This window comes from Nocardioides yefusunii (assembly GCF_004014875.1).
Lineage (GTDB): Bacteria > Actinomycetota > Actinomycetes > Propionibacteriales > Nocardioidaceae > Nocardioides > Nocardioides yefusunii.
The window spans coordinates 198,957-219,566 of sequence record NZ_CP034929.1; the positions used below are offsets into that span (position 1 = coordinate 198,957).

A 20,610-nucleotide genomic window follows, 5' to 3' on the forward strand; every position below is an offset into this window, starting at 1 on the left:
CCCGCTCAGTCATTCCCGCTCAGTCGTTTCCGAACAGGTCCCGCGTGTAGACCTTGTGCTCGACGTCAGCGAGGTCGGGGCTGCGTCGGTTGGTGACCACGAGGTCGGAACGACGCGTGAACTCCTTCAGGTCGGTGACCACTTCGGAGTTGAAGAAGTGGCTCTCGGTGAACTCCGGCTCGTAGACGATCACCTCGATGCCGCGGGCCTTGAGCCGCTTCATGATTCCCTGCACCGAGGACTCGCGGAAGTTGTCGCTGCCCGCCTTCATGATCAGGCGGTGGATGCCGACAGTGGCGCTGGTGCCGCCCGTCGGGGTCGGGGACGTCGAGATCCCCAGACGCCGGCAGATGTCGTCGGCGATGAACGTCTTGCGGGTGTCGTTGGCGTCCACGACGGCCCGGATCAGCGTCTGCGGCACGTCGGCGTAGTTGGCCAGGAGCTGCTTGGAGTCCTTGGGCAGGCAGTAGCCGCCGTAGCCGAAGGAGGGGTTGTTGTAGTGCTCGCCGATGCGGGGGTCGAGTCCGACGCCGTCGATGATCTGGCGGGTGTCGAGGCCGCGGGCCAGGGCGAACGAGTCGAGTTCGTTGAAGTAGGCCACGCGCATCGCGAGGTAGGTGTTGGCGAACAGTTTGATCGCTTCGGCTTCGGTGGGGCCGGTGAGCAGGACGGGGATCTCGGTGCCGTCGGTGCGGGGTTCGGCGCCTTCGAGGAGGAGGTCGGCGAAGCGTCGGGCGCGTTCTGAGGTTTCTCCGACGACGATGCGTGAGGGGCGGAGGTTGTCGGCGAGTGCCTTGCCTTCGCGGAGGAATTCGGGGGAGAAGATGACGTTCTCGGTGCCCAGACGGGCACGGACGTCGGTGACGTAGCCGACGGGGATGGTCGACTTGATGACCATGACGGCGTCGGGGTTGGCGTCGGTGACGGCGCGGATCACGGACTCGACCGAGGTGGTGTCGAACGAGTTGGTGTCGGGGTCGTAGTTGGTGGGGGTCGCGATCACGACGTACTCGGCGTCGGCGTACGCGTCGTCGGCCGAGGTGGTGAACGTCAGGTCGAGGTCGCGGTGGGTGAGGTACTCGCTGATCTCGTCGTCGTGGATCGGTGAGGTCCCGGCGCGGAGCAGCTCGACCTTGCGGGCGTCGAGCTCGAGCCCGACGACGCGGTGGTGCTGCGCGAGCAGGACGGCCACGGAGAGGCCCACGTATCCGAGGCCGACGACGGTGATGCGGGTCTTCGTCACTCGGCGAGTGTAGGTGAGACACCGCCCGGCGCCGCTGATGTCCGGAGGCTGCCCCGGTCGGTCCAGTCAGCCCGGTCACATCGATCCCGGCGGCTCAGAGTTCGGCGGCCCACAGCGTCCCCTGCCTGATCGCGCGCTTCGCGTCGAGCTCGCCCGCGTGCTCGGCGCCACCGATCACGGCCACTGACTCGGCCTTCCCGGTGCCGGCGAACGCGTCCAGCAGCGGTTGCACCAGGTCGGTCACCGACTCCTGGCCGGCACAGATCACGACGTGGTCGACCGCGATCACCCGCTGTTCCTCGCCGACGGTGACGTGCAGACCGTCGTCGTCGATCCGGTCGTAGGAGGCGCCGCTGACCTGCGTCACCTGCGACTGCTTGAGCACCGCGCGGTGCGCCCAACCCGAGGTCTTGCCCAGGCCCTTGCCGATCTGGGTCTCCTTGCGCTGCAGCAGAGTCACCTCGCGGGCGACCTGACGCGGTGCCGCGGTGATGAGTCCGCCGCGCTGCGCGGTCGGGTCGTCGACGTCGCCGACACCCCACACGTCGAGCCAGCCGGGCAGGTCGTTCTCGGGTGCGTCGGGGGAGTGGGTCAGGAAGTGCGAGACGTCGACGCCGATGCCGCCCGCGCCGAGCACCGCGACCCGGCCGCCCACCTGCACGGTCCCGTCGAGGACGTCGTCGTAGCGCACCACGCTGGGATGGTCGATCCCGACGATCGCGGGGACCCGCGGGCGGACGCCGGTCGCGATCGCCACCCGGTCGAACTCGGTCAGGCTCGCGACGTCGGCGGAGGTGCCGAGTCGGACGTCGACGCCGAGCACCTCGAGGCGTCGGGTGAAGTAGCGGATCGTGTCGCGGAAGTCCTCCTTGCCCGGGACCTGCATCGCGAGGCGGAACTGCCCACCGATCTCGTCGCCAGCCTCGAAGAGGGTGACGTCGAGTCCGCGTTCGGCGGCGCTGGTCGCGGCGGCGAGCCCTGCCGGACCGGCCCCGACGACGGCGACCCGCAGTCGCTTGCGGGTGGGCGCGAGCACCAGTTCGGTCTCGTGGCAGGCGCGCGGGTTGACCAGACAGGAGGCCCGCTTGGCCTTGAAGGTGTGGTCCAGGCACGCCTGGTTGCAGGCGATGCAGGTGTTGATCTCGTCCGCACGACCGGCGGCGGCCTTGTTCGCGAAGTCGGGATCGGCCAGCAGCGGTCGCGCCATCGAGACCAGGTCGGCGTCCCCGGAGGCGATGATCTCCTCGGCCAGTTCAGGGGTGTTGATCCGGTTCGACGCCACCACCGGCACCTCGACGTTGGCCTTGAAGTGGGCGGTCCACTGCCGCCACGCCCCGCGCGGAACCTGCGTGATGATCGTCGGGATCCGCGCCTCGTGCCACCCGATTCCGGTGTTGAAGAGCGTCACCCCGGCCGTGGTGAGGCGCTGGCCCAGTTCGACCACCTCGTCGAACGTCTGGCCGTCCTCCACGAGGTCGAGCAGCGAGATCCGGTACATGATCGGGAAGTCGCCGACCATCTCGCGGGCACGGCGCACGATCTCGACGGGGAACCGCATCCGCTTGTCGGCGCTGCCGCCCCAGGCGTCGGTGCGGTCGTTGGTGCGGGGCGCGAGGAACTGGTTGATCAGGTAGCCCTCCGAACCCATGATCTCCACTGCGTCGTACCCGGCGGCCTTGGCCAGCGACACCGACCGGGCGAAGTCGGTGATGGTCCGGTCGATCTCCTTCGCGCTCAAAGCCTTGGGCTTGAACGGGGTGATCGGGGACTTCTTCGACGACGCCCCCGCGTTGATCGGGGTGTAGCCGTACCGTCCGGCGTGGATCACCTGCAGAGCGATCGCGCCACCCTCGGCGTGCACCGCGTCGGTGACGGTGAGTGCGCGCCGGGCGTGCTTCGGGGAACTCATCTCGGAGCCGAACGGCAGCAGCCAACCGCGCTTGTTGACCGAGAAACCGCCGGTCACCAGGAGTCCGGTGCCGCCGGCGGCGCGGGCCGCGAAGTAGGCAGCGAGCTTGTCGACGTCCTTGGCGCGGTCCTCGAGACCGGTGTGCATTGACCCCATGACGAGGCGGTTGCGCAGGGTCAGCGGACCGAGCGTCACGGGGGCGAGCAGGTGCGGGAACGGGCCGGCCTCGGGCTGGCCGTCGGGTGCGGTGCTGGGCTGGCTGGTCATGTCGTCCCCCTGGACGTGTGGCCGGTGCGGTGTGATCGGTGAGTGGTGGGAGCTCAGGTGTCGGCGCCGTAGGCGCGCAGGTAGTCGGTGAGCCAGGCGATCAGGTACTCCTCCATCCGGATCCCGCCCGACAGCACCAGGTACTGGTCGCGTGTGACGTCGTCGAGCCGGGACAGGTCGGAGAGGTCGCCGTAGGCCGCTTCGAGTTGGCGGTAGTGGGCGAGCCGGACGCGGTGGTCGTCGCGGGCGGCGGCGACGTTGCGGAGCACCGCCTCGCGGTCGCCGAGGGAGGCGGCGCGCATCTTGACCGCGATGTCGGAGCGCAGCGTCTCCATCGGGGTGGGGGTGCCGATCCAGTCGGCGATCCAGGCGCGCCCGGCGTCGGTGACGGCGTAGACCTTCTTGTCGGGACGCCCGTCCTGGGCGACCACCTCGACGTCGAGCAGGCCGTCGGCGACCATCCGGCCCAGGACGCGGTAGATCTGCTGGTGGGTGGCGGCCCAGAAGTACCCGAACGACTTCTCGAAGCGTCGGGTGAGTTCGAGTCCGGAGCCGGGTTTCTCCACCAGGGCCACCAGGAGTGCGTGTTCAAGTGCCACGGCACGACGATGACACGGCTATGCAACGAGTTGCAAGGGTTCCGGGGCGGGTGTTCGCCTCCGGCCGCGGGACGTCATAGGAATCGAGGCTTCCAGCCCTCGATTCCTATGACGTCCCGCAGAGAATCGCGAGCCCCTTCCACCGTGACAGTTCTTCTGTCACGATTCCGGTCATGGGCAACGAAGAGGGCATCCAGTTGGGACAGGGAACCGGGCCGCTGTGCGGGGTCAAGGTGGTCGAGATCGCCGGGATCGGTCCCGGGCCGCACGCCTGCATGACGCTCGCCGACCTCGGCGCCGACGTCATCCGGATCGAACGCTCCAGCAAGGGAGGCTTCGTCTTCGGCTCCGCCGACGTCGTCCTGCGCGGCAGGCCCAGCGTCGCCCTCGACCTCAAGCAGCCCGCCGCCGTCGAGACCGTCCTCGCGCTCGTGGCGGAGGCCGACGTCCTGATCGAAGGCATGCGCCCGGGTGTCACCGAACGCCTCGGCCTCGGCCCCGAGGACTGCTTCGCCGTCAACCCCGCCCTCGTCTACGGACGCATGACGGGCTGGGGTCAGGACGGTCCGCTCGCCGAGGCGGCCGGGCACGACATGAACTACCTCGCGCTGTCCGGCGTCCTGCACGGACTGGGCCAGGAGCCCGAGCGCCCGCACTTCCCCTCCAATCTGCTCGGCGACTACGGCGGCGGGTCGACGTACCTCGTCATCGGGGTGCTCGCGGCGCTGATCGAGGCGAAGACGTCGGGCCGGGGGCAGGTGGTCGACGCCGCGATCGTCGACGGTGCCGCGCACCTCAACGCCATGGGCGCCACCCTCAGCCAGCTCGGCCTGCAGTCCGAACGACGTGCGGCCGGCCTGCTCGACGGCGGCACCCCGTACTACGACCTCTACGCCACCGCCGACGGTGAGCACGTCTCGGTCGGGCCGCTCGAGCCGCAGTTCTACGACGTCGCCGTCGAGCTGCTCACGCCGCACCTGGTCGGTGAACTCCCCGACCGCAACGACCCCCGCAACTTCGCCCAACTCCGGGAGACGCTGACGGCCACGTTCGCGACGAAGACGCTCGACGAGTGGGCCGCGATCTTCGACGGCACCGACGCCTGCGTCGCGCCGGTCCTTCCGGTCAAGCGCGCCGCCGAGCACCCGCACCTCGCCGCCCGTGGCACCTACGTCGAACGCGACGGGGTGCTGCAACCGGCGCCCGCACCGAGGTTCTCGCGCACACCGGCCGCGATCGACTCCTCCCCGCGTGACCCCGGTGCAGACACCCGAGCCGCGCTGCTGGCCTGGGGGATCGACGACGTCGACGCGCTGATCGCGTCCGGCGTCGCCGTGCAGACCTGAGCGGGACGGGGCCCGGTCCGTACCGCTCTTCTGGGCGACGCCCGACCTCGCTACGGTGCTGGGACACGCACGTCGTCCCGTCCGCTCTCCCGGGGGTGGACGGGACGACGATGCAGGTCGGACGAACTGCCGGCCGTAGGGTGGACGATGGACCGCCGTCCAGTCTTGCCTCGGTCGGTCCGCGAGACCCTCGTCGAGCCGCACCTTCACCGGTGCCCTCCTCCTGCGGCGCTCGCCCTCGCACTCGCGAGGTACGCGACGGCAGAAGCCGTCAGCCCCGCCGCCGGCGGGATGCGCGTTGGTGAGACACCAACAGATGAGATCGAACATGAACTTCGCCGAACTCGGCGTGCCCACTGCACTCGTGAAGGAACTCGAGCGCCAGGGCATCACCTCTCCCACCCCGATCCAGGAAGCCACGCTTCCCGACTCCTTGGCCGGACGCGACGTCCTGGGCCGCGGTCGTACCGGATCGGGCAAGACCTACGCCTTCCTGCTCCCGCTGGTGGCCCGCCTCGACGCATCCAAGATGCCCGCGATGCCGAACAAGCCGCGCGCGATCATCCTGGCTCCGACCCGTGAGCTCGTCACCCAGATCAAGGACTCCCTGGAGCCCCTGGCCAAGGTGCGCGGCCTCAAGATCCAGACCATCTTCGGTGGCGTCGGCCAGAACCCGCAGGTCCAGGCGCTGCGCCGCGGAATCGACGTCGTCGTCGCCGCTCCGGGCCGCCTCGAGGACCTCATGGGTCAGGGTCACGTCGACCTGTCCGCTGTCGAGGTCACCATCCTCGACGAGGCCGACCACATGGCTGACCTGGGTTTCCTGCCCGGCGTGAAGCGCATCCTCGACAAGACCCCGCAGTCGGGTCAGCGTCTGCTGTTCTCGGCGACGCTCGACGGTGCGATCAACGTCCTCGTCAAGCGTTACCTGCACAACCCGGTCACCCACGAGGCCGACTCGGCGCAGTCGCCGGTCGCCAAGATGACCCACCACGTCCTGCACATCGGTCGCGACGACCGTCTGCCCGTGCTCGTCGACCTCACCGCTGCCCCCGGCCGCACCGTCGTCTTCACGCGCACCAAGTACGGCGCCAAGGGCCTGGCCCGTCAGCTCAACCGCAACGGCGTCACCGCGGTCGACCTGCACGGCAACCTGAGCCAGAACGCCCGTACCCGCAACATGGAGGCGTTCCACTCCGGCAAGGCGATGACCCTGGTCGCGACCGACGTCGCCGCCCGCGGCATCCACGTCGACGACGTCGCGCTGGTCATCCACGCCGACCCGCCGTCGGAGCACAAGGCGTACCTGCACCGCTCGGGCCGTACGGCTCGCGCCGGCGCCGAGGGCACCGTCGTCACGCTGATGACCGACGACCAGGTCAAGGACGTCCGTGACCTGACGCGTCAGGCCGGCATCAAGCCGACCACCACCCGCATCACCTCGCTCAAGGACCCGATCCTCGAGAAGCTCGCCCCCGGCAAGCGCACTCTGATTCCCGGCGGTTACGAGCCCGACGCTCCGGCCCAGCCGCAGCGTTCCTCCACCCCCAAGGAGGGCGGTCGCAACCGTCAGCGTCGTGCAGAGGGTGGCAACCCCGAGTACACGCGTTCGGGCAAGCCGAAGTACAATGCCGACGGCACCCCCACCGCTGAGGGTCGCCAGTCCGGCGGCGGCGCTCCCGCTGGCAAGGGCCAGGGCGGCGGCCGTGGCCGTGGCCAGGGCGCTCAGGGCAACGGTGGCGGCCAGGGTGGCCAGCGTCGTTCCGGCGGTCAGGGTGGCTCCAGCCAGGGTGGCCAGGCTCGTCGTGGTTCCGGCCAGGGCGGCCAGGGTGCGTCGAAGCAGGGTGCTCCCAAGCAGGGCGGCCAGCGTCGTTCCGGTGGTGCTGGTGGCCGCGCGGGTGGTTCCTCGAGCCACTCGGCGTCGTCGTTCAGCTCCGGTCGCCGCTGACGTACACAGGTTTCCTCCCACAGGGGGTCAGGCTCACGCCTGGCCCCCTGTGGCGTTTTCTGTGGGCAGGGAGGCGCGGAGGCTCGGTCTGGACCGCGGACCGAAACGACGCATACCCGGTATGCATCTCTGCTAGACATCTCCCAGATGCATACCGGGTATGCGTCGGAAGGGGGAACCATGTCCGTTCGTCAGGCCCTGCTCGCGCTGCTCAGCGAGGGCCCCAAGTACGGCTACCAACTGCGCCAGGAGTTCGAACAACGCACCGGCGCCACCTGGCCACTCAACGTCGGGCAGGTCTACCAGACGTTGACGCGTCTGGAACGCGACGCACTCGTGGCAGTCATCGAGGAGAACGTCGGTCACGGGGGCGCCGACGACTCACAGGCCGCCAGCGACCGCAGCCACGTCAGCTACGCGATCACCGACGCCGGACGGGCCGAGGTCGACGAGTGGTTCGCCGCACCGGTGCCGCGCACCGCGCCGCCACGCGACGAGCTCGCGATCAAACTGGCCATCGCGGTCACGCTGCCGGGCGTCGACGTCGGACGGCTCGTCCAGGCCCAACGCACGGCCACCATGCAGGCGATGCAGGCCCACGCGAAGACCCGACGTGAGGCCGCATCGTCGACGGAGGCGGACGCCGAGTCGCTGGCTCGCGGGCTGGTGCTCGACTCGCTCTTCTTCGACGCCGAGGCCGAGCTCCGGTGGCTCGACCACTGCGAGACCCGCCTGCGCCGCGCTGCCGCACACCACGACATCGCCCTGCCCGGCACCACCACCACTCACCACCACGAAGTCATGGGGGACTGACGATGACCAAGCAGCACGCCACAGACACCACCACGCCGCCCGCCCGTCACGACGGGCCGGTGCTCAGTATCCGCGGTGCGCACCGCGTCCACGGGGCGGGGGAGGCTCGCGTCGTCGCGCTCGCCGGTGTCGACCTCGATGTCGCCCCGGGCGAGTTCGTCGCGCTCATGGGCCCCTCGGGTTCGGGCAAGTCGACCCTGCTCAATCTGGCCGGAGGCCTTGACACCCCGACCCACGGGAAGGTTGTGGTCGAGGGCCAGGATCTCTCCGAGCTCAGCCGCGACCAGCGGGCCCGGGTGCGTCGCACGTCGGTCGGCTACGTCTTCCAGTCCTACAACCTGGTGCCGGCGTTGACCGCGGTCGAGAACGTGGCCCTGCCACGTGAACTCGACGGCGTCCCGCCCGCAGCGGCCCGCGCCGACGCCCTGGCTGCACTGGAGGAGGTCTGCATCGCCCACCTCGCGCGGCGCTTCCCCGACGAGATGTCGGGTGGTCAGCAGCAGCGCGTCGCGATCGCCCGCGGAGTCGTGGGTGAACGACGCCTGATCCTGGCTGACGAGCCCACTGGTGCGCTCGACACCGAGTCGGGTGAGGAGGTCCTGGCGCTGCTGCGCGGGTTCGCCGACGGTGGCGTCTCGGTCGTGCTGGTCACGCATGAGGCGCGGCACGCGTCCTGGGCCGACCGGGTGGTCTTCCTGCGTGACGGCCGGATCGTGGACGAGGCCAGTGTCTCGGGCGCCTACGGTCTGATGGAGCCGGGGAGCGTCCTGTGAGGGGCGGTCGCCGGGCGGTCCTGAGGATCGCTGCGCGCGATGCCCGTCGCCACCCGTGGCGCAGCCTGCTGGTACTGCTCCTGATCGGGCTGCCCGTGGCCGTGGCCTCGGGAGTGATGGTGCTGGTGAGCACCTTCGAGATCTCCGGCGCAGAACGGGCCGCACGAGTGCTGGCCGGTGCCGACGCCCAGGTGTGGGGCGGGGGCGCCGGCAACGGCAACTCCTACGGTGACGACCTCCCTGGGCGCAGCGTTTGGGAGGTCCGAGACGCTGCCTACGCCTACGACGACCTCGACGACGCAATGTCGCCCGACGCAGTGGCCGCTGCCGTCACCTCGCGGTGGGGCGATGACGCGCGTCTGGTCCGGTGGGACGACGGTTCGACGGTCGACGTCCGTGACGGTGACGGTTCCCGGGAGGCCCGGCTGCTCCAGGGTGACCTGTCCGACCCCCTCGTCGCGGCGCAGTACCGCCTCGTCGAGGGGACGGTCCCTGCCGCGAGCGGTGAGGCACTCGTCTCCGTGGGGTTGCGGGCCCGGGGCATCGACGTGGGCGATCGGGTCCAGACGTCGCTCACCGACGCCCCCGTCACGGTGGTCGGGGTGGCCGATGACGTTGCCGCCGTCGCCGTCGCCGACAGGGCGCTGCTGGTGGCGCCCGGGACCGTCGACCTCCCGGCGGTCGCCAGTAGTTGGCTGGTCGAACGCCCCGGCGGAGTCTCCGAAGAGGAGGTGACGGATCTCGCGGAGGTCGGGGTCACCGTTCTGTCCGGGGTGGTCGCGGAGGCGTCCCAGAACCACGGTTTCGGCGTGAGCGCCGACGACATCGCCGTCCTGATCCTCGTGGTGACGATGATCCTGATCGAGATCGCGTTGCTGGCCGGGCCGGCGTTCGCGGTAACGGCCCGGCAGCAGGCCCGTGCGGTCGCGCTCCTGACCGTCAACGGTGCGACCCCGGTTCAGGCGCGTCGCGTGGTCACGTTCGCGGCAGGTGTGCTGGGTGCGATGGCGAGCATCGGAGGCGTTGTGCTCGGGGTGGGCTCGGCGTGGGCGCTGGTGCCGCGCATCGAACGCTGGAGTGACTCGCTGGCGGGTCCGTTCGGCGTGCCATGGCTGCTGGTCCTGGTCGCGGCGCTATTCGGGGTGGTGTGCGCGATGCTGGCTGCAGCGGTGCCGGCATGGAACGTGTCGCGTCAGGATCCAGTCGCCGTCATGGCCGGGCGGCGTACCGCCCGCGCGGGGTCGTTGGTGACGTCGGTGAGCGCTGTCGCGGGTGCGGTGGCGCTGGTGCTCGGCGTCCTCATCACGGCGGCGTCGACCGCTCCGGCGGCGTCGGTCGGGAGTTCTGCGGCGGGCATCACCGTCGGTGTGGTGACGGTGGTGACGGGGATGGTGCTGGTGATCCCGGCGTTGCTCGGGTTGCTGGCCAGGAGCCTGGAAGGGCGTTCGTTTTCGTTGCGGTTCGCAGCCGGTGACGCGGTGCGGCACCGTTCCCGGACGGTGCCTGCAGTAGCTGCGGTGGCGGCGACGGTCGCTGGTGTCGTCGCCCTGGGGATAGCGAACGCCTCCGACGCCTCGGAGTACTCGTCGGGCTCGTACGGCACGCTCGGCCGGGACGAGGGGCGGGCGACCGTGCATTGGGCTCCGCAGTTGTGGGACGCCGATCAGGCGGCTCGCTTGGAGGGGACCTGGGGCCAGATCGAGCAGGAGGCACGGGACCTCGGAGCCACGTCGGTGACGTCTCTGGTGACGCTGTCACGCGAGGACCTGGGGCACTTCGGCTACTACGGCAGCGAACCGCTTCCCGACGTCTTGGGATGGGCCTACGGTGCAGCCACCAGCCGTGTCACGGTGGTTGGCGACGACGTTGACCTCGCGACGTTGCGGGTGGCCGAGGAGGACCGTCCGGACGTTGCGCGGGCGCTGGCCGCCGGCCACGCCGTGCAGTTCGTCGTGGACTACCGCCCGGAGCCCCTCGAGACACCCGGCATGGACGTGGGGGAGTTTCCCCGCAGCGAACGCCTCTCCCTGGGGGTGCCCGGAGCGGGTGCGTCGGCGGAGAAGGAGACGCTGGAGGTCGACGCGCTGCTGGTCCTGATCCGTCCGGAACTCGAAGGCGAGATGTTCTCCCCCGCCCTCCTGCCGGAGCGGACGGCTCGGGAGCTGGGGCTGGAGTTCCAGAGGTCGGCGCTGGTCGCCGAGGGGTTGCCCTCGGCCGAGGACGTGCATGCGTTCAGTGACGCCGTGGTCGCTCTCGCGCCCACCGCCTCCGTCGACTCCGCACTGGGGTACGACTACGGCCGGAGCGGGGAAGCCGCGATCGTCATGCTCGTGATCGCGGTCGGTGGTGCGCTGCTGATGGTGATCGGAGCGGTGACGGCCACGGCGCTCGCGCTCCAGGACGCCGCTCCGGATCTCGCCACCCTCCAAGCGGTGGGTGCTGGGCCGCGGCTGCGTCGCCGGGTCGCGATCGCGCACACGTTGGTGATCACCGGAGTGGGTGCGGTGCTCGGTGTGTTGGTCGGGTTCGTCCCGGGCGTCGCAGGGGCGAGGGCAATGGCGGGGCTGTCCAACCTGACGATCCCGTGGCTCGAACTGGGGCTGGTCGTCGTGGTGGTCCCGCTGGTGACCGCACTCGTCGTCGGTGGTTTCTCGCGCAGTCGGATAGACCTGACCCGTCCGGTGGAGTGACCCATCCCTGACGCCGCACCCCACCGGTTCGGGTCGTGATTTCCTCCGGAACACGACCCGAACCGGTGGGGTGCGGGTGATTTCAGGCGTTGGCGCGGCGCTTGATGCCTTCACGACGACGCTCGTCCATCGCCTCTTCGTAGGCGCGCACGAGTGAGGCGACCGAGAGCGGCTTGAGGCGTTCGACGACCTCGGCCAGACGTTCCGAACTCATCCCCGACTCGCGGTACTTGGGCCACACCGCGGTGCGGAACAGTTCGTAGAGTTCGTCGGCGATCTCCTGGCCGTGACGCCGGTAGAGGTCCTGGGCGGCGGCCGCTGCCTCGGCGGGGTAGCCGAGTTCGAGCAGCCCGAAGCCGACCGAGAGCTGCGTCGGTGCGACCCGGTACCGCCCCTCGCCCACAGAGGTGGCGATGTCGAGGGCGTGCAGGACGTCGAGGTCGTCGTCGGTCAGGGGGCGTCCGGCGCGTGACTCCAACTGCTCGCGCGTCATCAGCACCGGCTGCTCGGCCATCCACGGCGCCAGCAGGGTGCGGGTCAGGGAGACGTCCTCGGCGGAGGCGTCGGCGGGCATCGTGGCGAGGTACTTCTCGATCGCGGCGAGCGTGAACCCGTGGCCCTGAAGTTCTTGGACGAGTTCGAGACGAGCGACGTGCTCGGCGGAGTAGTAGCCCGAACGGCCCCGACGGATCGGCGGCGGGACGAGCCCCTTGGTCGTGTAGAAGCGGACGTTGCGCACGCTCATCCCCACGCGGGCGGTGAGTTCGTCGAGGGTGAGCAGGTCGGCTGCGGCCTGGCTCGGGTCGTTCTCGCGTGGTGTGTCCACGTCTCCCTCTCGTCCGGTGGGTGTGCGGTGGGGCGGTCGTACGGGTGGACACATTCTCGTCCGCGCCTGTCTCGCGACGTGATCCGGCCGAATCACCGGCAAACCCTTGACTACCGTGACAGCGATGGTGTCACAATCGGCCCACGAGTTCCACGCACAGAACCCACGAGCACATCCAGATCCAAGGACGGTCATGGCAGAAGCATTCGTGTACGACCACTTCCGTACGCCGCGCGGTCGCGGCAAGGCGACCGGCTCCCTCCACGAGGTGAAGCCGATCCAGTTGGCCACCGGCCTGCTGACCGCGGCGCTGGACCGCAACCCGGGCCTCGACCCGGCGCGCGTCGACGACGTCGTCATGGGCATCGTCTCGCCCACCGGCGAGCAGGGATCGGTCCTGCCGAAGGCTGCAGCCCTGGCCGCTGGTTACCCCGACACCGTCTCGGGCGTGCAGCTCAACCGCTTCTGCGCCTCCGGTCTCGAGGCCGTCAACCAGGCCGCCCAGCGCATCCGCTCCGGCTTCGAGGACCTCATCTTCGCCGGCGGCGTCGAGTCGATGTCGCGCGTCCCGATGGGCTCCGACGGCGGCCCCTGGTCGCAGGACCCGGCCACCGGTTTCGCTGCTCCGTTCGTCCCCCAGGGCATCGGCGCCGACCTCATCGCCACGATCGAGGGCTGGTCGCGCACCGACGTCGACACCTACGCCGCGCAGTCGCACGCCCGTGCCGCCGCGGCTTGGGCCGACGGTCGCTTCGACCGCGCGATCGTCCCGGTCCGCGGCGTCGACGGCAACGTCATCCTCGACCGCGACGAGACGATCCGCCCGGACACCTCCGCGGAGTCGCTGAGCAAGCTCAAGCCGTCGTTCGCCCAGATCGGTCGCGACGCCGGCTTCGACGAGACCGCGCTGCAGAAGTACCACTGGCTCGAGCGCATCGAGCACGTCCACCACGCCGGTAACTCCTCCGGCATCGTCGACGGCGCCGCGCTGCTGGCGATCGGTTCCGAGCAGGTCGGCAAGGACCTCGGCCTCACCCCGCGTGCCCGGATCATCTCCACAGCCGTCTCCGGCGCCGACCCGGTCATCATGCTCACCGGCCCTGCCCCGGCCGCCCGCAAGGCCCTCGCCAAGGCCGGCCTGAGCGTCGACGACATCGACCTCTTCGAGATCAACGAGGCGTTCGCCGCCGTCGCGATGCGTTTCATGCGTGACATGGGCATCGACCACTCCATCACCAACGTCAACGGCGGCGCCATTGCGATGGGCCACCCGCTGGGTGCCACCGGCGCGATGATCGTCGGCACGCTGATCGACGAGCTGGAGCGTCAGGGCAAGCGCCGCGGCCTCGCCACGCTCTGCGTCGGTGGCGGCATGGGCATCGCGACCATCGTCGAGCTGGTCTGAGCACGGACGACAGAGAACAGAGGACTTGAGCACAGTGAGCACCCAGACCCAGACCCAGACCGCCGTCCGTTACGACAAGGACGCCGACGGCATCGTCACCCTCACGATGGACGACCCCAACCAGTCGGCCAACACCATGAACGAGCTCTACTCCGCCTCGATGAAGGCCGTTGTGGAGCGTCTCGCCGCGGAGATCGAGGCCGACGCCTCCAGCGTCACCGGCGTCGTCATCACCTCGGCGAAGAAGACCTTCTTCGCCGGTGGCGACCTGAAGAACATGATGAAGGTCGGCAAGGACGACGCCGAGCGCATGTTCGCCCACGTCGAGAGCATCAAGGCCGTGCTGCGCCAGCTCGAGAAGCTGCCGGTGCCGGTGGTCGCCGCGATCAACGGCGCCGCCCTGGGCGGTGGTCTCGAGATCGCCCTGGCTGCCAACCACCGCATCGCCGTCGACGCGAGCAACGTCCAGATCGGACTGCCCGAGTCGACCCTCGGCCTGCTGCCCGGTGGCGGCGGCGTCACCCGCACCGTGCGCATGTTCGGCATCCAGGACGCCCTGATGACGTTCCTGCTGCCCGGCACCCGCTTCAAGGCCTCGGCCGCGAAGGAGAAGGGTCTGGTCGACGCCCTCGTCGCCACCCAGGACGAGCTCGTCCCCGCCGCGAAGGCGTGGATCGCCTCGGCCAAGGGCGACGAGAACGCCGGCGTCCAGCCGTGGGACCGTCCCGGATTCAAGCTGCCCGGCGGGACCCCGGCCCAGCTCAAGGGCTTCCTGCCGGCGTTCCCCTCGATCCTGCGTCAGCAGACCAAGGGCGCCGACTACCCGGCGCAGAAGGCGATCATGTCGGCCGCCGTCGAGGGAGCCCTGGTCGACTTCGACACCGCCTCGCGCGTGGAGTCGCGCTGGTTCACCAAGCTCGTGACCGGCCAGAACGCCAAGAACATGATCCAGGCGTTCTTCTTCGACCTCTCCGCCATCAACTCCGGGTCGCTGCGGCCGGACGGCATCGAGAAGTTCAAGCCCACCAAGGTCGTCGTCCTCGGCGCCGGCATGATGGGTGCGGGCATCGCCTACGCCTGTGCGAAGTCCGGCTGGGAGGTCGTCCTCAAGGACGTCTCTCTCGAGAACGCCGAGCGCGGCAAGGCCTACTCGGAGAAGATCAACGCCAAGGCCGTCTCCCGCGGCAAGCTGTCGCAGGAGAAGTCCGACGAGCTGCTGGCCCGGATCACCCCGACCGCCGACCCGGCCGCCGCTGCCGGCGCTGACGTCGTGATCGAGGCCGTCTTCGAGGACCCGGAGCTGAAGAAGAAGGTCTTCGCCGAGATCGCGCCGCACATCAAGCCCGACGCGGTGCTCTGCTCCAACACCTCGACCCTGCCGATCAGCACGCTGGCCGAGGGCGTCGACCGTCCGGCCGACTTCATCGGTCTGCACTTCTTCTCGCCCGTCGACAAGATGCAGCTCGTGGAGATCATCCGGGGCAAGGAGACCACCGACGAGGCGCTGGCCAAGGCCTACGACATCGTCCTGGGCATGCGGAAGATCCCGATCGTCGTCAACGACGCCCGTGGCTTCTACACCTCGCGCGTCATCGGCGTGCAGATCAACGAGGGTCTCGCGATGCTCGGCGAGGGCGTCCTGCCGATGACGATCGAGCGTGCCGCCACCTCGGCCGGTTTCCCGGTCGGTCCGCTGCAGATCACCGACGAGCTCAACATGGAGCTGATGGTCAAGATCCGCAAGCAGACCATCGCCGCCGCCGAGGCCGCCGGTCAGCCGGTGCCGCAGGACGGCTCCTACGCCGTCATCGACGAGATGATCGAGCGTGGACGTTCCTCGCGCCTCAAGGGCGCGGGCTTCTACAACTACTCCGAGGAAGGCAAGCGCGCCGGCCTCTGGGACGGCATCACGGAGGCGTTCCCGCCGGCGGAGACCCAGATCCCGTTCGTCGACGTCCAGGAGCGGATGCTGTTCGCCGAGGCTCTGGAGACCGCGAAGACCTTCGAGGAGGGCGTCATCACCTCGGCGGCCGCGGCCAACATCGGCTCGATCTTCGGTATTGGCTTCCCGGCCCGTCTGGGTGGCGCTGCGCAGTTCATCACCGGCTACGAGGCCGCTGACGGCTCCGTCGGCATCGACGCGTTCATCGCACGCGCCGACTCCCTCGCCGACACCTACGGCGAGAAGTTCCGCCCGACGCAGTACCTGCGTGACCTGGCGGCGAAGGGCGAGGGCTTCCCTGCCTGATCCTGATGCAGCCTGACGCGCTGAGCTGACCAGCGCACTGCTTCTGCACGAGCAAGCCCGGGCGGGCGGTCCCTTGATGGGGGCCGCCCGCCCGAGCCGTTTCGTAAGGCGAATTTGGGAGAACTGGATCCAAAATTATGAGATCATCTGTACATGAAGTGGTCTGTTTCGGATTTCAAGGGAATAGGATTCGGGGAAATCAACCTCGACCCAGGTGTGGCTACGCTACTGACGGGCGTAAATAGCAGTGGCAAGTCCTCACTAATTCAAACACTTCTATTGGCTGCTCAGAGCATAAACTCTTCGACGGGGATTGTTCTCAATGGTCCCCTTGTGAGACTCGGGCGCGCGAAAGATCTGATTCGCGAGGGCGCGGCAGGCGAAGAAATGAAAATCGGGATGAATTTTGGTCCCACGGGAATTGAAATCCAGGCGCAAATCACACTCGCTCCCTCGAGCACTGTGGAGGGCATGAAGGTTACAGAGGTGAGCATCTCGGGTCCTGAGGGCGAGTTCATGGCTTCCGTTGCCAATGCGCGCAGCGCGGATGGAATACTGGCCCTCGAGGCACTATCGACGCTAGGTGCCACTTCAGTGTTGCACGTAAAAGCGGTGATCTCAGGGGAGCGGGTCCTTCGGACATATCTTGGAATGAGGGGACTTATACCGGTCGGTCTTACAAAGATTCAGTCGTCGACTGCCCTGGGGGTCTCTTACTCTCGGGAACTGCGGTCCATAATCCTCGAGGCGTCGAGGAACCCGGGAAGGTGGTACTTCGACGATGAAGCATGGACTTCCCTGCACTCGATGATGGCGGAAGTCCGGCGCCTCTCCGCGGATTTGCCGCGGCTTTCGAGTGATGAGGATGGGGAGCGTGGAATTCTCTCGGTTGCGTCAATTCCCGAAACCTTTATTGAAGATTGGTCCAGTCTGCCCGTAGATCGCATGAAGGAAATTCAGGAATCCTTGGGTGCGGCGAGGGCCCAGGGTGACGCAGTGATTGTTGGAATTGCGCATGGAGGATCAAGGCTGCGCTCGGGAGGGATTCTCGAGAAGAGATTTAGAAAGGAGCGAGACTCTGACTGTCTCGCCCTAGCGGAGTTGGCGGGCGAATTAGGCCGGCTTGGGGCTAGGGTCCACTACTTGGGGCCATTGAGAGACGAACCTAGGGTCGTCTGGAATCACTGGAATGAGGTTCAGCCCAGTCTCCCCGTGGGCGCAAGGGGAGAGTACTCTGCAGCCGTTCTTTCCAAGAATGGTTCGCAGCCCGTCTCGTTCTGGGACGGCAAAGAGCAGATTCGGTGCGATCTGGCCGGGGCGGTCGACTACTGGATCGCGAGGCTCGGCATGGGTGGAGCGGTGCGACCTGAGGATCGACACAAGATGGGGGTCGGGCTTGCGGTCGAGGTCTCTGGAGGGATGCGGGATTTAACCTCAATTGGCGTCGGCGTTAGCCAGGCGCTGCCGCTGATTGTTGCCTTCCTGTCGATCGAATCGGATGCCGTCTTCGTGGTTGAGCAGCCAGAGCTGCATCTCCATCCCCGAGTCCAAGCCAATTTGGCAGATTTTCTTACGTTGGCGCGCCCCGATGTGACCGTGGTGATTGAGTCTCATAGCGAGGCTATGGTTAATAGGCTCAGGTTGCGAGTGGCCGAGGGGAAAATTCAACGCGAAAATCTGGAAATTGTATTTGTTGAACCCCAAGGGGATGGTTCATCTTCGTCCGAAGTAATCCGAATTAACGAATTTGGAGATCTTGATCGTTGGCCGAAGGGCTTCATGGCCACTGATATCGGGGACCTAGATGCGATGTTCAGACTCAACCTGAATCGCCTTTCGGAGGCGGCCCAAGATGACTAAGCTCTGGATAGACCCGGAAATTGTGGTTCCATCGGAAAGCGGGGTTCGAAGCCCGGAGTTCTGGACCCGCTTCCTTGAGTGGTCGGCGCTCGATGACTATAAAATGACGCCGGATTCATTTAAAATTCTGGGCAGCTTTCTGAATAGCGACCCTGCCTTGCCGGGGAGTTTAAAGAACAGTCTCTATGAGTTATATGGCAGGTTTGCGAGTCGCGTGGCTCACCTGGATCCGTCGGGATGCTCGGGTTGCTTTGAAGGGTACTCCCCCTTGATGGGTAGCCCTAGTAATGGCGACTCGATTAACGGCTTGATGCACGATGTGCGTTGCGGTGAATCATTTCTTGGCACTGATTCACGGGTGTGGAAGTCAACTAGTTCGAGTTGCCCCGAATGCGGCCCCTGGGGTGGGCGGCTCGCTGCGGACAAAAGGGGGCTCCCGGGATTCTGGGCTCATGTTGGGATTGGGCGATTAAGGAGGGATGAATTCCTGGATAGAGCCAAGTTTACGTTTGTAGATTTGAAGCAATGCGCCAGTGAGATGTTCCCGCATTGTGTTTTCTCCTCTAGTGCATGGGATGAGACCGGAAAACTTCAGGGGGGGGAGGCAGATCTCGTCCGCGACCTAGTTGCCTCAATCGGCGTCCTTAATGACTATGCTCCCGAGATCTGGGCAGGCTTCTTGGATACCGAAGAGCGCGAGCGTCGGCTCAGACTTATGGGGGTTGAGGCATCCGTAGAAGGAAATAAGACCAAGAAAAAGAGGGGCCTTATGGAGTTGCGGGACTTCAGATTCGACAAGAAGGTAGTGCGTTGCGAGTGGCATTTGAAGCTGTCTTGGAATGTAAATAGAGTGCATTTTTCCCCGAGTGGCGAAAAGGTATTTATTGGACTAATTACAGACCACTTGCCTGTCTGATTCGTGGCATTGCCTTCCGTGAGAACGCGAAGCTCCGTTCCATCGCTGGCGCGAAGTCGGCATCGAACGAATGACCTTCGCCGTACCACTCGAGTTCGACGTCGACGCCCGCCCGGCGCATCGCGTCGTACGTCTCCTCGGCCCACGCCGGCGGGCACACGTCGTCGGTGCGTCCGTGCACGATCAGCACCGGGGCGGTGATCCGGTCGAAGAAGGGACGCGTCGAGACACCTTCCCAGAACTCGGGGTCTTCCTCCGGGGTCGCGAGCCGCGACGTGAACGCCTTCGTCCGGGCGTCGGTCAGACCCACGAACCAGTCCACGTTCTCTGCCTCCAGCGACGAGACCGCCGCCCACATGACACCCACACCGAACGCGTCCGGGGCAATCTGCAGGACCTTCTGGGCGATGCCACCACCCATCGAACGTCCGAAGACGGCAGCGCGATCGACGTCGAGACCAGCGAGTTGGGAGTCGTCGGAGGTGCGGAGCGCATCTAGTGCAGCGATCACGTCGACGGCGTATCCGAGTCGGACATCCGCGCCGTGCGTCGGGTCCTCGTCGGAGGCGGCATGGCCCCGATAGTCGGTGTGCAGCGTCGCCCAGCCGCGTTCGCCGAGCCACTTCCGTTCCCGGGTCATGCCCTGCCCGGTGACGTACTTCGCCGGATCGATGTAGCCGTGGGCGAGCACCGCCACGGGGAACGGGCCGTCGCCGTCCGGGATCGTGAGGACCCCCGAGATCGTCAACGGGTCGGTGTACGCGCCCGGACCTTCGCTGTGGGCCGAGTAGCTGACGTCGTACGTCGTCCATCCGGCGCCGCGCTCGCGGATGGCGCCGATTCTCATGTCGGAGCCGTGGTGGGTCTGGGCGGCGAACCCGGGCACCGACGTCACCTCGACGCTCGGTGTCTCCGCAGGTGTGCCGCTGGGGGAGGGGTCACCGGAGCCCGACGGCGGCGCTGGTCGTTGCGTCGGGCCGGACGCGTCGTCGGTGCATCCCGACGCCAGCGCGAGCAGCGATCCACCCGCGATGCCCCGCAGCAGTGAGCCTCGACTGATTGCTGTCATGCCGGCCACCCTGCCCTGCGGGACGTCATCACATGTGGCTGTTCCAGCGACCGGAAGTCTGAAGTCCCGCAGGAGACCGGGTCAGGCGGGTCGTACGGCGGGGTTCGGAACCTCAACGGTGTGCTGGAGCCAGTTCGTGCCGGCGTCGCAGTCAGGTCCGTTCGGGTAGTCCTGCATCAACGCGAAGACCTCCGAGTGCTTGAACACCTGGGAGCCGTCAGCTGCCGTCCCCACCACGGTCACGGTGGTGCCGGGGGCAGCGGTCCATGCGTCACCCAGATCAGCGCGTGGGTGGAGTGGCAGGTGGACGAGGTTGTTGTAGTCCCCGACGAGGGTCGTGAGCTTCTCGGGGTCGACGTCGGCAGGGAGTGACCCGGACTCGGCGAGCACGGTGAGATCCCAGTCATGGGCGGCGTCGACGATCACCGGTTGTCGTCGAGACGATCGGCACTCGCCGTCCTGACAGAGCTCGACGTCCAAGGTCTCGACGCCGTCGACGACGTCGGTGGGAAGCGCGACGGTCAACGCACTCGAACTCCCGATCATCGTGCAGGCGCGGGCGGGTCCGTCAGGCAGTGCAAGGAGGACGACGCCGCCGATCACTGCTGCGCCGATCACCGCGAACCCCCAGGCGCGTCGGCGCCGAGGAGAGCCACCCGTGTGCTGAGTCATGGTGCGGGATCTGCCCCACCCCACCA

Annotated in this window: 15 protein-coding genes; 9 read left to right on the plus strand and 6 right to left on the minus strand. The window is 67.6% G+C overall.

All coding sequences use genetic code 11. The features are described 5' to 3' along the window. Positions 1-19: 19 nt before the first annotated feature. From EOV43_RS00825 to EOV43_RS00835, 3 genes are all read right to left on the minus strand, one after another. The gene (locus EOV43_RS00825; protein ID WP_128219257.1) at positions 20-1,243 is read right to left on the minus strand and encodes a nucleotide sugar dehydrogenase; all 1,224 of its coding nucleotides are present in this window, start codon (positions 1,241-1,243) and stop codon (positions 20-22) included. 94 nt (positions 1,244-1,337) lie between these two features. Further along, positions 1,338-3,419, minus strand: a complete 2,082-nt coding sequence (locus tag EOV43_RS00830) for an NADPH-dependent 2,4-dienoyl-CoA reductase (RefSeq protein WP_128219258.1) — start codon at positions 3,417-3,419, stop codon at positions 1,338-1,340. A gap of 53 nt (positions 3,420-3,472) precedes the next feature. Then, positions 3,473-4,018, minus strand: a complete 546-nt coding sequence (locus tag EOV43_RS00835; RefSeq protein WP_128219259.1) for a PadR family transcriptional regulator — start codon at positions 4,016-4,018, stop codon at positions 3,473-3,475. Between the two features lie 173 nt (positions 4,019-4,191). On the opposite strand from EOV43_RS00835, the gene EOV43_RS00840 reads away from it, so the two are divergent. The 5 genes from EOV43_RS00840 (at position 4,192) to EOV43_RS00860 (ending at position 11,588) form a co-directional block, all read left to right on the plus strand. Then, on the plus strand, positions 4,192-5,364 hold the full coding sequence (locus EOV43_RS00840; protein ID WP_128219260.1) for a CaiB/BaiF CoA transferase family protein: 1,173 nt from the start codon (positions 4,192-4,194) through the stop codon (positions 5,362-5,364). A gap of 328 nt (positions 5,365-5,692) precedes the next feature. After that, positions 5,693-7,312: a DEAD/DEAH box helicase gene (locus EOV43_RS00845; RefSeq protein ID WP_239022162.1), complete on the plus strand. Its 1,620-nt coding sequence runs from the start codon at positions 5,693-5,695 to the stop codon at positions 7,310-7,312. A 180-nt stretch (positions 7,313-7,492) separates the two neighbouring features. Continuing rightward, positions 7,493-8,125 carry a PadR family transcriptional regulator gene (locus tag EOV43_RS00850; protein WP_128219262.1) on the plus strand — a complete coding sequence of 211 codons (633 nt, stop codon included), beginning with the start codon at positions 7,493-7,495 and terminating at the stop codon, positions 8,123-8,125. Next, positions 8,122-8,898 carry an ABC transporter ATP-binding protein gene (locus EOV43_RS00855; protein ID WP_378529026.1) on the plus strand — a complete coding sequence of 259 codons (777 nt, stop codon included), beginning with the start codon at positions 8,122-8,124 and terminating at the stop codon, positions 8,896-8,898. The genes EOV43_RS00850 and EOV43_RS00855 overlap by 4 nt, the downstream gene beginning before the upstream one ends. After that, positions 8,895-11,588, plus strand: coding sequence for an ABC transporter permease (locus EOV43_RS00860; RefSeq protein WP_128219264.1), 2,694 nt, complete (start codon positions 8,895-8,897; stop codon positions 11,586-11,588). Before EOV43_RS00855 ends, EOV43_RS00860 begins: the two co-directional genes overlap by 4 nt. Positions 11,589-11,670: 82 nt before the next feature. Here the strand turns inward: EOV43_RS00860 and EOV43_RS00865 are convergent, their stop codons facing one another. Then, entirely contained in the window at positions 11,671-12,414 is a 744-nt protein-coding gene (locus tag EOV43_RS00865) for a MerR family transcriptional regulator (protein WP_239022163.1), read from the minus strand. A 193-nt stretch (positions 12,415-12,607) separates the two neighbouring features. On the opposite strand from EOV43_RS00865, the gene EOV43_RS00870 reads away from it, so the two are divergent. The 4 genes from EOV43_RS00870 (at position 12,608) to EOV43_RS00885 (ending at position 18,843) form a co-directional block, all read left to right on the plus strand. Next, a complete protein-coding gene (locus EOV43_RS00870) occupies positions 12,608-13,819 on the plus strand; it encodes an acetyl-CoA C-acetyltransferase (RefSeq protein WP_128219266.1) in 1,212 nt (403 codons plus the stop codon). Between the two features lie 34 nt (positions 13,820-13,853). Continuing rightward, positions 13,854-16,067: a 3-hydroxyacyl-CoA dehydrogenase NAD-binding domain-containing protein gene (locus EOV43_RS00875; RefSeq protein ID WP_277745816.1), complete on the plus strand. Its 2,214-nt coding sequence runs from the start codon at positions 13,854-13,856 to the stop codon at positions 16,065-16,067. A gap of 153 nt (positions 16,068-16,220) precedes the next feature. Then, a complete protein-coding gene (locus EOV43_RS00880; protein WP_128219268.1) occupies positions 16,221-17,927 on the plus strand; it encodes an AAA family ATPase in 1,707 nt (568 codons plus the stop codon). Beyond that, positions 17,920-18,843 (plus strand): hypothetical protein, encoded by a 924-nt coding sequence (locus EOV43_RS00885; protein ID WP_128219269.1) that lies wholly within the window; start codon positions 17,920-17,922, stop codon positions 18,841-18,843. Before EOV43_RS00880 ends, EOV43_RS00885 begins: the two co-directional genes overlap by 8 nt. On the opposite strand, the gene EOV43_RS00890 is transcribed toward EOV43_RS00885, so the two are convergent. Both EOV43_RS00890 and EOV43_RS00895 read right to left on the minus strand, forming a co-directional pair. Beyond that, complete coding sequence (locus EOV43_RS00890; RefSeq protein WP_128219270.1) at positions 18,821-19,912, minus strand: alpha/beta hydrolase family protein; 1,092 nt, start codon at positions 19,910-19,912, stop codon at positions 18,821-18,823. The two genes, EOV43_RS00885 and EOV43_RS00890, sit on opposite strands and share 23 nt — an antisense overlap. Positions 19,913-19,993: 81 nt before the next feature. After that, on the minus strand, positions 19,994-20,584 hold the full coding sequence (locus EOV43_RS00895; protein WP_128219271.1) for a hypothetical protein: 591 nt from the start codon (positions 20,582-20,584) through the stop codon (positions 19,994-19,996). Positions 20,585-20,610 lie beyond the last annotated feature (26 nt).

Excerpts from the sequence above, each read along its gene's own strand:
- EOV43_RS00830 (WP_128219258.1), bottom strand. The coding sequence starts at position 3,419 with ATGACCAGCCAGCCCAGCACCGCACCCGACGGCCAGCCCGAGGCCGGC.
- EOV43_RS00840 (WP_128219260.1), top strand. The coding sequence starts at position 4,192 with ATGGGCAACGAAGAGGGCATCCAGTTGGGACAGGGAACCGGGCCGCTG.
- EOV43_RS00845 (WP_239022162.1), top strand. The coding sequence starts at position 5,693 with ATGAACTTCGCCGAACTCGGCGTGCCCACTGCACTCGTGAAGGAACTC.
- EOV43_RS00850 (WP_128219262.1), top strand. The coding sequence starts at position 7,493 with ATGTCCGTTCGTCAGGCCCTGCTCGCGCTGCTCAGCGAGGGCCCCAAG.
- EOV43_RS00870 (WP_128219266.1), top strand. The coding sequence starts at position 12,608 with ATGGCAGAAGCATTCGTGTACGACCACTTCCGTACGCCGCGCGGTCGC.
- EOV43_RS00880 (WP_128219268.1), top strand. The coding sequence starts at position 16,221 with ATGAAGTGGTCTGTTTCGGATTTCAAGGGAATAGGATTCGGGGAAATC.
- EOV43_RS00885 (WP_128219269.1), top strand. The coding sequence starts at position 17,920 with ATGACTAAGCTCTGGATAGACCCGGAAATTGTGGTTCCATCGGAAAGC.
- EOV43_RS00890 (WP_128219270.1), bottom strand. The coding sequence starts at position 19,912 with ATGACAGCAATCAGTCGAGGCTCACTGCTGCGGGGCATCGCGGGTGGA.
- EOV43_RS00895 (WP_128219271.1), bottom strand. The coding sequence starts at position 20,584 with ATGACTCAGCACACGGGTGGCTCTCCTCGGCGCCGACGCGCCTGGGGG.